This is a genomic window from Acidovorax sp. NO-1, from assembly GCF_000238595.1.
In the GTDB taxonomy this organism is placed as follows: Bacteria; Pseudomonadota; Gammaproteobacteria; order Burkholderiales; family Burkholderiaceae_C; genus Acidovorax.
The window spans coordinates 37,697-50,489 of the sequence record NZ_AGTS01000055.1 but is presented as its reverse complement, the minus strand read 5'-3'; the positions used below and the strand labels follow the sequence as shown (position 1 = coordinate 50,489).

The window sequence follows — 12,793 nt, the reverse complement described above, 5'->3', positions numbered from 1 at the left end:
CAAACATCAATGCAAATGAGAATGACCCGCATTTGATGTAACATAACGCAGCACGTCGAAGCACAGCCATGTTGATCTAGCCACTGCCTCTCGCTTGCGCCTGGCGCACCTGCGCGCCATCAGCACATTCCCACCACGGAGGCCTCCTTGGCAAAATCACGCGCTCTGCGCCGCAGCATCCCGCTGCGCGCGCCCCAATCAACCCAACAACCCATCACCCAGCCCGCTCGCACTGCGGCATCGGAAAAGGCCCTGCTCCCGCTGGGCGCACTGATGCTGGCAGCCTCGGTGGGGGCCATGGCCCAGACCCATGCGGCAGAGGCCACGCTGCCCGCCGTCACCGTGAAGGAAGCGGCAGACGTCCAGGGCAAAGACACCTTGCTGCTCAGGCAGACCACGGTGGGCAAAGGCAAACAGGACATCAAGGACATCCCGCAATCGGTCACGGTGTTCACCGAAAAGCTCATGAACGACCGCAACCAGGACGACTTCCGCGAGGTGCTGCGCACCACCGCGGGGGTAACGTTCCAGGCGGGTGAAACCGGCGAGGAAGACGTGCGCCTGCGCGGCTTCTCGCTGGGCCAGGCCGGTGACATCTACACCGACGGCATGAAAGATGCACCTCTGTACGAGCGCGACACCTTCAACCTCGACCGCGTTGAAGTACTCAAGGGTTCGGCCTCCATGCTGTTTGGCAAGGGCTCCACCGGGGGCGTGGTCAACCAGGTCAACAAGGCCCCGCTGCTGATCGACCAGCACGAAGTCTCGTACACCCTGGGCACCGGCAACTTTCACCGCCTCACCGGCGATTTCAACATCAAGACGGGCGAGAACGCCGCGGTGCGCCTCAATGCGATGGTGCACAACTCCGACAACTTCGGTGCACGGCAGGACAAGCGTGGCATCGCACCCACGTTCAGCTGGGGCATCGGCACGGCCGACGAGTTCTCGGTGGGCCTGTACTACCTGGACGTCAAGGGCCGCCCCATCTACAACAGCCCCTGGATCAACAACAACGGCAAGATCGCGCCCACCCTGGCCGCCCGCAACTACTACGGCCTGGACAGCGACCACCTCAACACGTCATCGCAGTACCTGACGCTGGGCCACATCCACCGCTTGCGCGATGGCGGTGAGCTGCAGACCCGGCTGCGCCACGGCAAGTACGAGCGCGACCTGCTGGCCAGCGTGATCCGCTTTGGCACGCCCATCACATCGCTCGACCAGATCAACGCCAGCACGCCGCTCACACGCAGCTCCAAGGGCCGCATCGGCGACAGCACAATGACGCAGCTGCAGAGCGACTACACCAACTCCTTCACCTGGGGCGGCAAGAAGCACGACATCCTGGCGGGCGTCGATTTCTACCGTGACGACGCCAACCGCAATTCCAATTACGCCAATCCCGCCGGCAATTCATCGGCCACCAACGGGCTGGGCACCACCGTCGGCACACCGGACAACGGTGCCTGGGCGCCCGACACGCGCGCGCCGGTGGCCTACAACACGTTCAAGGCGCAGAACTTTGGCATGTACCTGCAGGACACGATGTCGCTCACCTCGACCGTGAAGCTCGTCGGCGGGCTGCGCTACGACCGGTTCAAGGCCTCCTATCGCAATGCCGATGGTTCGCTGAGCGACCAGACCTCCGACGGCCTGTGGAGCCCGCGCGCGGGCGTGCTGTTCCAGCCTGATGAGGTGTCGTCGTACTACGTGTCCTATGGCTCTTCGTACAACACCTCCGGAGACACCTACCAGTTTGGCGGCGTGAGCGCTGGCGGCACGGTGTCCAACCCGGGCACCGGATCCCTGGCCAACACGCCGCCCGAAAAGAGCCGCAACATTGAAATCGGCGGCAAGTGGGAGCTGTTCGAGCGCCGCGCCCTGCTGGGTGTGGCCGCTTTCTACAGCGAGAAATACAACGAGCGCAACACCGATCCCGACAACCCGGGCTACCTGCTCTCGGGCAAGCGCCACGCGACCGGGATGGAGTTCAACCTGGCCGGCCGCATCACGCCCCAGTGGGAGATCTTCATGAACCACACCTGGATTCCAAGCGCCAAGATCGACCGGAGCACCACCGTGCTGGCCGCCAACGGTGGCGGTGCCCAGGTGAAGGGCGATCGCCCGGGCCTCACCCCCAAGCACAGCGGCAGCATCTGGACCACCTATGTGGTGACGCCTCAGCTGCGCGTGGGCGCGGGCCTCACCTACCGTGGCGCGCAGAACCCCGAAGGCTCGCGTGCCATGAAGGCCAGCGGCTTTGCCACGGCAGATGCGATGGTGGAATACAGCTTCGACGACAAGACCTCGCTCAAGCTCAACATCACCAACCTGGCCAACAAGCTCTACGCCGATACGCTGTACCGCGGCTTCTACGGCGCCGGGGCCGCGCGCTCGGCCCAGCTGACGCTCAAGACCCGTTTCTGAACGGATATCGCTGACGGATTTCCTGAACCACCGCACCGCATGTTTCTGCACATCAAAGAAGTCCTCACGCCCGACGAAGTGGGCATGTTCCGCCAGGCCCTGGGGCCACAAGCCCCCTGGGTGGACGGAGCACGCAGTGCGGGTGGCCAGGCCGTCCACCAGAAAAACAACCTGCAACTGGCGCAAGGCAGCGAGCTGTCGGCCCGGCTGCAAGAGCAGGTCAAGGTCGCGCTGCACCGCAACGCGCTGTTCTTCTCGGCGGCCCTGCCGCGCCGCATATACAACCCGCTGTTCAACAAATACGGCGACGGCGCCAACTTCTACGGCAACCATGTGGACAGCGCCGTCATGCACTCCAGGGCCGACAACTGCTGGGTGCGCAGCGACCTGTCGTGCACCCTGTTCCTGACGCCCCCCGAGGACTACAACGGGGGCGAGCTGGTCATCACCGAAGCGCTCGGCGAAAAACGCATCAAGCTGCCAGCCGGCGACCTGATCCTGTACCCCAGCAGCACGGTGCACCAGGTGTCCCCCGTCACACGCGGCCACCGCATCAGCAGCTTCTTCTGGGTGGAAAGCATGGTGCGCGGGTTGGAGCAGCGCCAGTTGCTGTTCGACATGGACATGGCGCTGCTCAAGCTGCGCCACGCGCACGGCGAAAAAGAACCCTCGGCGATTGCCCTCTCGGGCACTTACCACAACCTGCTGCGCATGTGGGCCGATGCATAAGGCGGCCACACCCAGCATCCGCTCACTTTTCAATAGCACCTTGCGCTTGCTGCATAAGCGCCAGGTGCTTTTTTCGCTTGAATGACCCACACCCCCGCACGGCAAAACATCCCCCCGGAGATCGTCACCCTGGCCGACCACGAGCTGCAGGCGCGCCAGCATCTGGACGACAACGCCTGGGCCTACTTCAGCGGCGGTGCGGCGAACGAGACCACGCTGCACGCCAACCGCAGCGCCTGGGACACACTGCCCCTGTGGCCGCGCGTGCTGCAGCCGCTGGCCGGCGGCCACACACGGGTGCAGCTGCTGGGGCGCACGCTGGCCCACCCCATCCTGCTCGCACCGGTCGCCTTCCAGCGCCTGGCGCACCCGGATGGCGAGCTGGCCATGGCCTACGCAGCGGCGGCGCTGGGCGCGGGGGTGGTGCTCAGCACCCAGGCCAGCGTGTCGCTCGAAGCCATCGCCAGCGCCGTGCTGCCCGACCCGGGGCGGGGCCCCCTGTGGTTTCAGCTTTACCTGCAGCACGACCGGGGCTTTACGCAGGCGCTGGTGCAGCGCGCCGAGGCGGCGGGCTACGAAGCGCTGGTGCTCACGGTGGACGCGCCCGCCAGCGGCGTGCGCGACCGCGAGCAGCGTGCGGGGTTCCGGTTGCCCCAGGGTATAGGCCCGGTCAACCTGGCCGGCCTGCCCCCGCCCCCACCGCCCGACCTGCGCCCCGGCCAGAGTGCACTGTTCGACGGCCTGCTGCGCCACGCCCCCACCTGGGACGACGTGGCCTGGCTGCAGTCCATCACGGCACTGCCGGTGCTGCTCAAAGGCGTGTTGCACCCTGCCGATGCGCGTCAGGCCGTGGCCGCGGGCGCGGCAGGGCTGATCGTCTCCAACCACGGCGGCCGCACGCTCGACACCGCCCCGCCCACGGCCACCGCCCTGCCCCGCGTAGTGCAGGCCGTGGGGGGCGCAGTGCCCGTGCTGGTCGATGGTGGCATCCGGCGTGGCACCGACGTGCTCAAGGCCATGGCGCTGGGTGCATCGGCCGTGCTGGTAGGCCGTCCCGCCGTGTGGGGCCTGGCCAATGCCGGGGCAACGGGCGTGGCCCATGTGCTACGACTGCTGCGCGACGAGCTGGAAGTGGCCATGGCCCTCACCGGCTGTGCCACCCTGGCCGATGCTACCCAGGCCCTGCTGAGCCCCGACTGAGCGGCGACTGAGCGGCGACTGAGCGGCGAGTGAGCGGCGATATGGACGCCCGGCAGCCAGGGCAGGTAGCCTTTCCCATGACGCAAGGAATGTTTATTGCAAATGCGACGGATTCGTATTTATAATCACACATCCCTTCAACAGCCAGCCACACTGCCTGCCGCCATGATCGTCTGTGTTTGCCGCCGGATTTCGGACCGTGAGATTGCCCGCCACGCACGCGCAGGCATGAGCTTTGACGAAATCCAGTTCGAACTGGGCGTGGCCACCCAATGCGGATGCTGCGAAAGCTGCGCCCGCGATGTGGTCGCGCAGTGCAGTGCATCGACCCCTGTGGCCGCCTTGCGCAACGAGGCCGCGCCGCAACCGATCCAGCTTGCCAGCTCCATTTTGGAAAGCAAGTCATGGAACTCCTCTCTACACTCGCAGGCAGCCTGATCCTCGTCGCAGGCTCGGCCTGGTGGGTCTTTCGCAAATAAATTAGGTCTTTTTGGCCTCTGGCGCTTATCCATCAAGCGCTGGCAGCTATCATTTTTATGTCTCACCCTGATCGTTTTGCCCCCGCCGGGGGCGTGAGCCGCAATGCCGTGATCGTGGGATCTGTGGTGGCGCTGCATGTGGCCGGCATCTGGGCCCTGCAGTCGGGCCTGGTGCGCAAGGCTGCCGAGGTCATCGTGCCGGCGGAGCTGCTGAGCGAATTCATTGCGCCACCCGCGCCGCCCAAGGTGGCACCACCTCCCCCCGCGCCGCCCCCGCCCCCACACCGGCACCCAAGGCGCCGCCCCGGGTCGCACCGCGCCCCGCGCCGATGCCTGTGGCCGTTGCCGACCCCACACCGGCACCCACAGCCCCCACGGGCATTGCCACGCCCCAGCCCCCCGCGCCACCCACGGATGCCCCTGCAGTACCGCCGTCCCCCGCGCCGGCGCCTCCTGCCCCACCCGCGCCAGCGGCGCCACCCCGGATCGAGTTGCCCTCCAGCGACGCGGCCTACCTCAACAACCCCAGGCCCAGCTACCCCGCCATCAGCAAACGCATGGGTGAACAGGGCAAGGTGGTGCTGCGCGTGCTGATTGGCACCGACGGCCTGCCGCAGAAGGTGGAGGTGAGCACATCCAGCGGCTTCGACCGGCTGGACCGGCAGGCCCAGGATGCCGTGATGCGCTGGCGCTTTGTGCCTGGCAAGCGCAACGGTGTGCCGGAAGCCATGTGGAACCTGGTGCCCATCAACTTCGTTCTCGAATAACGCATTCAACGCATACCAACATACAGGGAGTTTTCTCATGGAATCGCAATTCGGCATCGCCAACGTCTGGATCCAGGGCGACTTTGTCACCCGCGCAGTCGCCGTGCTGCTGCTGGCCATGTCGCTGGTCACGTGGATCGTCATCCTCATCAAGGCGCTGGACATCATCCGGTTCAAGAAGCACGCCCGCGCGGCCAAGGACTTCTGGCACAGCGAAGACTTTGCGGCCGGCCTGACCAAGCTGGGCCCGGACCCGACCAACCCCTTCCGCCACCTGGCCCTGGAAGGCCGCGAGGCCACCGCCCACCACCGCAACACCAAGGCCCACCTGCACGACGCCCTGGACGTGAGCGACTGGGTCACGCGCTGCCTGCGCAACTGCATTGACGAATTCACCGCCCGCCTGCAGTCAGGCCTGGCCATCCTGGCATCGGTGGGCTCCACGGCGCCGTTCATTGGCCTGTTTGGCACCGTGTGGGGTATCTACCATGCGCTGCTGGCCATCGGCACCTCGGGCCAGTCCACCATCGACAAGGTGGCCGGCCCCATTGGCGAGGCGCTGATCATGACGGCCCTGGGCCTGGCGGTGGCCATCCCGGCGGTGCTGGGCTACAACGCGCTGGTGCGCGGCAACAAGTCCATTCTGGGCGGGCTCAACAGCTTTGCGCACGACCTGCACGCCTACTTTGTGACCGGCGCCCGCGTGAACGCCGGGGGTGAACCGGGCAAGGTGCTGCCCATGAAGAAAGGCAGCTAAGCCATGGCCTTTGGAACCCAAGACGATGCCGATGAGGTGATGAACGAGATCAACATGACGCCGCTGGTGGACGTCATGCTGGTACTACTCATCATCTTCATCATCACCGTGCCGGTGATGAAACACTCGGTCAACGTTGATTTGCCGCGCGCCACCAACCAGCCCGAGCTCATCAAGCCCGAGACCGTGCGCCTGTCTGTTGCGGCCGATGGCAAGTACTACTGGAACGAGTTGCAGCTGACCGACGAAGAGCTGCTGCCCCGCCTGCAGGCCGAAGCCGCCAAGGAGCCCCAGCCCGACCTGCACATCCGCGGCGACAAGGAAGTGCGCTACGAACGCGTGGCCCAGGCCATGGCAGCCGCGCAGCGCGCCGGGGTGCGCAAGATCGGGTTTGTGACGGAGCCAACGCCCTGATTCTTGTCGCAAGGGGTGACCTCGTTCCGGCCCGGCCAGCCACCCGCCGACCGGGCAGTCCACGTTCCGGGGGCCGCAGGGGTTTGGCTTCCTCTTCTACCTTCGGGGCTGAAGGGCGCCTCGCCGCCTTGCGCCTTGCGAGCTTGAAAAAGTGAATGCAGCGCCCACAGCATCAATGGGAATGCTGATGGTGTGCATCCGGCACATGGGGGTGGGAGTGGCTCACCACACCGTGGCTGTGGCGGTGGCTGTGTGGGCCCACGGGCATCTCGGCATGGGCGTGCGTGTGGTGATCGTCATCGTGGGTGTGGGCGTGCTCATGCTCCAGGGCTTCGTGGGTGTGCATGTGCTCATGTCGCTCGGCAAGGTGCAGCAACACGCCACCGACCATGAACGCCCCGCCCATTGCCATCAACCATGACCCTGACCGGTCGCCCAGCGCGAACGCACCCACGGCGCCAATGAACGGAGCAAACGCAAAGACTGACCCCGTGCGTGCCGCTCCAAACGCCCGTTGTGCAAGCAGGTAAAACCGCAGGCTCAGACCGTAGCCAGTGGCCCCAACGGCCAGCAAGGCCAACGCGGCACCGGCCCCGGGCAAAGGCTCGCCCCACACCCTACCCATCAACACGGTCGCCAGCGTGCCAAGCACCGCCTTCACCATGACCACCTGTCCCGGATCGCGGTCCGCAACCCCCCTCGACAGCGTGTTGTCGACGCCCCATGCGATGGTGGCCACGGTGACTGCAAGCAGTCCCAGCAGTTGAACCTGGCCGAGCAGGCCCTGTTCAAGAACGAGCACGACTCCGCCCAGCAGGAGGAGAGTGACAGCGGCAATAACGCGTCTGTCCAGCGTCTCACCGTACCAGCGCCACGCAAGGCCGGCAGTGAACACCGCCTCCAGCGTCAACATCAACGACGCGCTGGACCCGCTGGTGCGTTGCAGACCCCACGCCAGCGCCACCGGGCCTACCACCGCGCCCATGCCAGCCATGGCAAGCAAGCGCGGGAAATCGCCCCGGCGCAGTTGCGCCTCGTGCGCGGATGTGCGGCGCATGAACGCAGCCACCAATGCCGCGCCGCCATACAACAGCGCTGCGGTGGTGAACGGCCCGACGCCCACGCCAAAACCTTGCACCAGCGGAGTGCTCAACCCGAACAAGGCTGCGGAAAGCAGCGCAAGCAAGCCGCCCCGCAACGCGGGTGAGGAAAGATCACGCCGCATGGCTCACTGGCCTGTGAAGTTGGCGGCAATGAAGTGGCCGGGCAAGCTGCAGAACATTTACAGCGTCCATTTGCTGGCGTCCGCAATTGCCAGGTGCTTGAAGGTCAGCTTGCATTCTTGGCCCTTTTAACCGTCCACGGTTTCGATTTTCCCGGTCATGACAGCGGCCGAGGACACATCAAGCTTACGCGCCTTGACCCGCATCGCCAGGCGCTGATCGTGGTAGCCCGTCACAACGGCTCTGCCGCAGGCCTGGAGCCATGAAGCGGCAATTGTTTGATCCTTGCTTGTGGCTGCACCCCGGCCGCACCCCGGCTGCAGCAGCGCCACAAGGCGATGGGAGACATGTCGGGGAGCGCCAAACGCAGCATGGATCAGCCCCCAAGCGCGCGGCGCAGCATCCCGTTTTCAAAACAGAAAAAAGAAACACGGAAATTGCTTGACTCGTAATTGCGAATCGTTATCATTAGTAAAACGCACTGCAATGCAACAGGAACACTTTTCAATGCAAGCCACACTGACCTCCGCCTCGCTCCTGCGTAACGTCCCATCCGATCTGCCCGTCTCGCGTGCAGACAGCGGCACGGCCCATGCGGCCAACGACGCCGTACCAGGTGCTGTAGACAGCAGCGCGCTGCTGCAAGGCCAGAAGGCCGTTGCCATCAGCCACAACGGCTCGCTGTACCGCCTGCAGGCCACCAAGCTGGGCAAACTCATCCTTACCAAGTAAATCCTTGGCACCCAGGTTTCATCGTGGGGCGACTCCAGGGCTTGCCACAAGCCCGAAAGGTCGTTTTTGCCAGCCAACGGGTTCGCCCGCGTAGCCAGGCTTTTTTTTCGGAACGCCCTCGCCCCAGGTTTCATCCACACAACAAAAAACCGGCCCATGGCCGGTTTTTTGCGCAGGGGCTTGCATTGCAAGCTTTTTCAGGCTCCAGCGCTTTACCAACAAGCGCGTGAAGCTATAAATTAAATAGCATCGCAGACGCTGAAGGGCTCCCTCAAAGGCCCAGCGCAGCAATGCCCGCACGGGCAATCTGCGCGTCTTCGGTGGACTTCACACCGCTCACACCTACCGCACCCAGGCACTGGCCGTCCTTCATGATCGGCACGCCGCCTTCGAGAAGGCCGTCAATGGTGGGCGCGCTCAGGAAGGAGGTGCGGCCGCCGTTGATCACGTCCTCGTACACCTTGCTCTCACGGCGGCCCAGGGCTGCCGTACGCGCCTTGGAGGGCGCAATGTGCGACGACACCGCCGCCGCACCGTCCAGGCGCTGCAGCCACAGCAGGTGGCCGCCATCGTCCACGATGGCGATGGTCACGGGCCAGTTGTTCTTGAGGGCTTCAGCTTCGGCGGCGGCGGCAACGGCCTTGACGTCGGCCAGTTCGAGTTCGTGCTTGGTTTTCATGGGAGCAATCCAAAAATGGGGGAATGAAATCAGAATTACGCGCGTTGCCGGAGGCTGGCCCGCAGCAGGAACCCGGAGCATAGCGGGATGCCTTGCCCCCTTCACCCGCACCCAGGGTGAAAGAACCCTTACCAAAAGTAGGTAACCGGATGCGGGTATTGAAGGCCCGAAAACCGTCACCACCTAAAATTTGCTGTGTCTGCGCTGTGCAGGCCAACAAGGAGAGACACAAGATGATGAACGACCAAGTCACCACCCTGGGCCACTCTGCGGGCTATGGCATCTCGCAGGAAGAGCGCCACAAGGTGCTTCGCAATACGTACTGGCTGCTCGCACTGAGCATGATCCCCACCGTGCTGGGCGCCTGGGTGGGTGTGGCCACCGGTATCACGCGCTCGCTGTCTGGCGGCCTGGGCCTGATCGTGTTCCTCGGGGGCGCGTTTGGCTTCATGTATGCCATCGAAAAGACAAAGCGCTCGGCCGCCGGCGTGCCCGTGCTGCTGGCCTTCACGTTCTTCATGGGCCTGATGCTGTCGCGCATGATCGGCATGGTGCTGGGCTTCAAGAACGGCACCGACCTGATCATGACGGCCTTTGCCGGCACCGCAGGCGTGTTTTTCGTGATGGCCAGCCTCGCCAGCGTGATCAAGCGCGACCTGTCGGGCATGGGCAAGTGGCTGATGGTGGGCGCACTGGTGCTCATGGTGGGCGCCGTCGTCAACGTGTTCGTGGGCTCCACGGCCGGCATGATGGCGATTTCGGTGGCGGCCATCGGCATCTTCAGCGCCTTCATGCTGTACGACCTCAAGCGCATTCTGGATGGCGGTGAAACCAACTACATCAGCGCCACGCTGGGCTTGTACCTGAGCATCTTTAACGTGTTCCAGAGCCTGCTGGCGCTGCTGGGCATCATGGGTGGCGAGCGCGAGTAAGCAGTGCAGTTGGTACCCTCAAGTCAAAAAGGCTCCCTCGGGAGCCTTTTTTCTAGGCGCCTTGCAGGGTCAAGCCTCAATACGGCGGAGAGCGTGCCGATAATGCAAGTACATGTATCCCAAAATTCCCTCCACCGCACTGCGGCTGCTGGCGTTCTCCAGCATCCTGCTGCTGACCGCCTGCGACAAGATTCCCGGGCTCGGGCCCGACCCGCGCGTGGCCCAGCGTGAGGAAGAGGCCAAGGCCATTGGTGGCGCCTGCCGCCACGCATTGCGGGGCCTGGAAGACTGCTACACCCTGAACCCCAAGGCCCCCAAGGCCCAGGTGTTTGCGGGCTGGAAGGACATGGACGCCTACATGCGCGAGAACAACATCCAGGGCACGCCGTCGGTGCTGGGCAAGGTCGAAAAACCCGAAAGCGCTGAAAAGCCCGCCGACATCGAAACCGAAACAGGCGAGCCGGCATCCAGCCGCAACCGCAGCTGACGCGGTGCCCACCCCGGCCCCCAGCAGTGCCGCAAGGCTGCAAGCCCGCGGCGGGTGACCGGATCACCGGCCAACCACGCTCACACCCGGTCAAACACCGCCATGCTCTCCACATGCGCCGTGTGCGGGAACATGTTCACCATGCCTGCTGCCGTGCACTGGTAACCCGCCAGGTGCACCAGCAGCCCAGCATCCCGTGCCAGGGTGGCGGGGTTGCAGCTCACATACACAATGCGCTTGGGCGGCGTCCAGCCCTCGGCACCGGCAGGCAGCGGGCCTGCGCCTTCGGCACCGATGCGGGCCTGCTCGATGTCCGCCAAGGCCTTGGCCAGCGCAAACGCACCTTCGCGCGGTGGGTCGACCAGCCACTTCTCGGCAGACCCGTCAGCGACCAGCATCTCCGGCGTCATGTCGAACAGGTTTCTCGCTACAAAATCAGTAGCTGCCAGCGCTTTATGGTCGGGCGCTGCAGCCTGATTTGATGCATAGTTTTCGCGCGAACGGGCCACCAGGGCCTCGCTGCCCTCGATACCCAGCACCTCGCGCGCCTGCGTGGCCAGTGGCAGCGTGAAGTTGCCCAGGCCGCAGAACCAGTCGATCACGCGTTCGTGTGGCTGCACGTCCAGCAGGCGCAGCGCGCGCGACACCAGCACGCGGTTGATGTGCGGGTTCACCTGCGTGAAATCGGTGGGCTTGAACGGCATGGTGATGCCGAAATCCGGCAGCGCATACGACAGCTGCTCGCCGCCCTCGTCCAGCAGCTTCACGGTGTCGGGCCCCTTGGGCTGCAGCCACCACTGCACATGGTGCTCCGCCGCAAAGGCCCGCAGCCGGGCGATGTCACCGGTGCTCAGCGGCTCCAGGTGGCGCAGCACCAGTGCGGTCACGGTGTCGCCGCAGGCCAGTTCAATCTGCGGACAGGTGTCGCGTGCATCCATGCCGGCAATCAGCGCGCGCAAGGGCATGAGCATGGCATCCACATGGGGCGGCAGCACGGGGCACTGCTCCATGTCGGCCACATAGCGGCTCTTGCGCTCATGAAATCCGATCAACACCTGGCCCTTCTTGATCACATGGCGCACCGACAGCCGGGCGCGGTAGCGGTAGCCCCAGGACGGCCCCTCGATGGGCCGCAGCATGGTCTGGGCCTTGACCTTGCCCAGGTGCCAGAGGTTGTCTTCCAGCACCCGCTGCTTGACGGCCACCTGGGCGCCCACATGCAGGTGCTGCATCTTGCAGCCACCGCAGGCACCGGCGTGCAGGCCGAAGTGCGGGCAGCCAGGGCGCACCCGCTGCGAGGATTCGCGGTGGATGGCCGTCAGGCTGGCCTGCTCCCAGTTGTTCTTCTTGCGGTGGGTGTTGGCGGTGACCAGCTCGAAGGGCAGCGCACCCTCGATGAAGATGACCTTGCCGTCGGGCTTGCGGGCGACGCCTTGCGCGTCGAGGTTCAGGGATTGCACCTGCAGCCAGTCGGCAGGCAGGTCGGAGGCGTCTAACGCGGTCGGCTCAAACGCGGGGGACAGTTCTTTGGGTTCACTCATCCCCCGATTGTCTCAGGCCCGGGGCCGCGCTGACCGGGGGCTTGGTGGGGCGGGGAAGGCGTCAGCCCCGGTCGGCGCGGGCCGGACGGCCGCCGCGCAGGCCGCGTTGCGCGGACGCCAGCGGCAGCTTGTTGATGGTCTGGTCGCAGCCGTAGTTGTCAGGACTGAACACCAGTGTGGCGCCGGGCGCCACCAGCGGCAGGGTTTCGTGGATCTGGTAGGACATGTCGATTGGCGGCTCAGGAGCGCGGTACACGATGTCCTTGTCGGGCCCGTACACAACGTAGCACGAGGCTGCAGCCGATTGGCTGAAAAGCGCCACCAGGGCAGCGGCAGCAAAGGGAATGGCGTTCATGGGTGTTCTCCTCAATCGGGCAATTTTGCAAGCAATTATGCGGGCTTATGCCCAGCGAGCCAATGCGG

At 64.9% G+C, this 12,793-nt stretch carries 13 protein-coding genes and 1 pseudogene; 10 read left to right on the top strand and 4 right to left on the bottom strand.

Going from position 1 to position 12,793, the window contains the following annotated elements; translation table 11 throughout:
* Nucleotides 1–147: 147 nt before the first annotated feature.
* The 7 genes and pseudogenes from KYG_RS06400 (at nucleotide 148) to KYG_RS06370 (ending at nucleotide 6,776) form a co-directional block, all read left to right on the top strand.
* Complete coding sequence (locus KYG_RS06400; RefSeq protein WP_008904033.1) at nucleotides 148–2,430, top strand: TonB-dependent siderophore receptor; 2,283 nt, start codon at nucleotides 148–150, stop codon at nucleotides 2,428–2,430.
* 39 nt (nucleotides 2,431–2,469) lie between these two features.
* Complete coding sequence (locus tag KYG_RS06395; RefSeq protein WP_008904032.1) at nucleotides 2,470–3,159, top strand: Fe2+-dependent dioxygenase; 690 nt, start codon at nucleotides 2,470–2,472, stop codon at nucleotides 3,157–3,159.
* A gap of 81 nt (nucleotides 3,160–3,240) precedes the next feature.
* Nucleotides 3,241–4,359, top strand: coding sequence for an alpha-hydroxy acid oxidase (locus KYG_RS06390; protein WP_008904031.1), 1,119 nt, complete (start codon nucleotides 3,241–3,243; stop codon nucleotides 4,357–4,359).
* 165 nt (nucleotides 4,360–4,524) lie between these two features.
* Nucleotides 4,525–4,797 (top strand): bacterioferritin-associated ferredoxin, encoded by a 273-nt coding sequence (locus KYG_RS06385; protein WP_034693432.1) that lies wholly within the window; start codon nucleotides 4,525–4,527, stop codon nucleotides 4,795–4,797.
* A 98-nt stretch (nucleotides 4,798–4,895) separates the two neighbouring features.
* Nucleotides 4,896–5,605 (top strand): annotated as a pseudogene (locus KYG_RS06380) (energy transducer TonB).
* Nucleotides 5,606–5,642: 37 nt separating this feature from the next.
* The gene (locus tag KYG_RS06375) at nucleotides 5,643–6,362 is read left to right on the top strand and encodes a MotA/TolQ/ExbB proton channel family protein (RefSeq protein WP_008904028.1); all 720 of its coding nucleotides are present in this window, start codon (nucleotides 5,643–5,645) and stop codon (nucleotides 6,360–6,362) included.
* 3 nt (nucleotides 6,363–6,365) lie between these two features.
* On the top strand, nucleotides 6,366–6,776 hold the full coding sequence (locus KYG_RS06370) for a biopolymer transporter ExbD (RefSeq protein WP_008904027.1): 411 nt from the start codon (nucleotides 6,366–6,368) through the stop codon (nucleotides 6,774–6,776).
* A 172-nt stretch (nucleotides 6,777–6,948) separates the two neighbouring features.
* Here the strand turns inward: KYG_RS06370 and KYG_RS06365 are convergent, their stop codons facing one another.
* The gene (locus KYG_RS06365; RefSeq protein WP_034693430.1) at nucleotides 6,949–8,001 is read right to left on the bottom strand and encodes a DMT family transporter; all 1,053 of its coding nucleotides are present in this window, start codon (nucleotides 7,999–8,001) and stop codon (nucleotides 6,949–6,951) included.
* 505 nt (nucleotides 8,002–8,506) lie between these two features.
* Between KYG_RS06365 and hemP the strand changes: the two genes are divergently transcribed.
* Nucleotides 8,507–8,731: a hemin uptake protein HemP gene (gene hemP / locus KYG_RS06360; RefSeq protein WP_008904024.1), complete on the top strand. Its 225-nt coding sequence runs from the start codon at nucleotides 8,507–8,509 to the stop codon at nucleotides 8,729–8,731.
* A 271-nt stretch (nucleotides 8,732–9,002) separates the two neighbouring features.
* On the opposite strand, the gene KYG_RS06355 is transcribed toward hemP, so the two are convergent.
* Nucleotides 9,003–9,410 (bottom strand): heme-binding protein, encoded by a 408-nt coding sequence (locus tag KYG_RS06355; RefSeq protein WP_008904023.1) that lies wholly within the window; start codon nucleotides 9,408–9,410, stop codon nucleotides 9,003–9,005.
* 236 nt (nucleotides 9,411–9,646) lie between these two features.
* Here KYG_RS06355 and KYG_RS06350 point away from each other — a divergent pair, with 236 nt between their 5' ends.
* Together KYG_RS06350 and KYG_RS06345 are read left to right on the top strand one after the other, a co-directional pair.
* Complete coding sequence (locus KYG_RS06350) at nucleotides 9,647–10,342, top strand: Bax inhibitor-1/YccA family protein (RefSeq protein ID WP_008904022.1); 696 nt, start codon at nucleotides 9,647–9,649, stop codon at nucleotides 10,340–10,342.
* A 112-nt stretch (nucleotides 10,343–10,454) separates the two neighbouring features.
* Nucleotides 10,455–10,829: a hypothetical protein gene (locus KYG_RS06345; RefSeq protein ID WP_008904021.1), complete on the top strand. Its 375-nt coding sequence runs from the start codon at nucleotides 10,455–10,457 to the stop codon at nucleotides 10,827–10,829.
* Between the two features lie 80 nt (nucleotides 10,830–10,909).
* Here the strand turns inward: KYG_RS06345 and rlmD are convergent, their stop codons facing one another.
* Nucleotides 10,910–12,370, bottom strand: a complete 1,461-nt coding sequence (gene rlmD / locus KYG_RS06340) for a 23S rRNA (uracil(1939)-C(5))-methyltransferase RlmD (protein ID WP_008904020.1) — start codon at nucleotides 12,368–12,370, stop codon at nucleotides 10,910–10,912.
* 61 nt (nucleotides 12,371–12,431) lie between these two features.
* On the bottom strand, nucleotides 12,432–12,725 hold the full coding sequence (locus KYG_RS06335; RefSeq protein WP_008904019.1) for a hypothetical protein: 294 nt from the start codon (nucleotides 12,723–12,725) through the stop codon (nucleotides 12,432–12,434).
* Nucleotides 12,726–12,793: the final 68 nt, after the last annotated feature.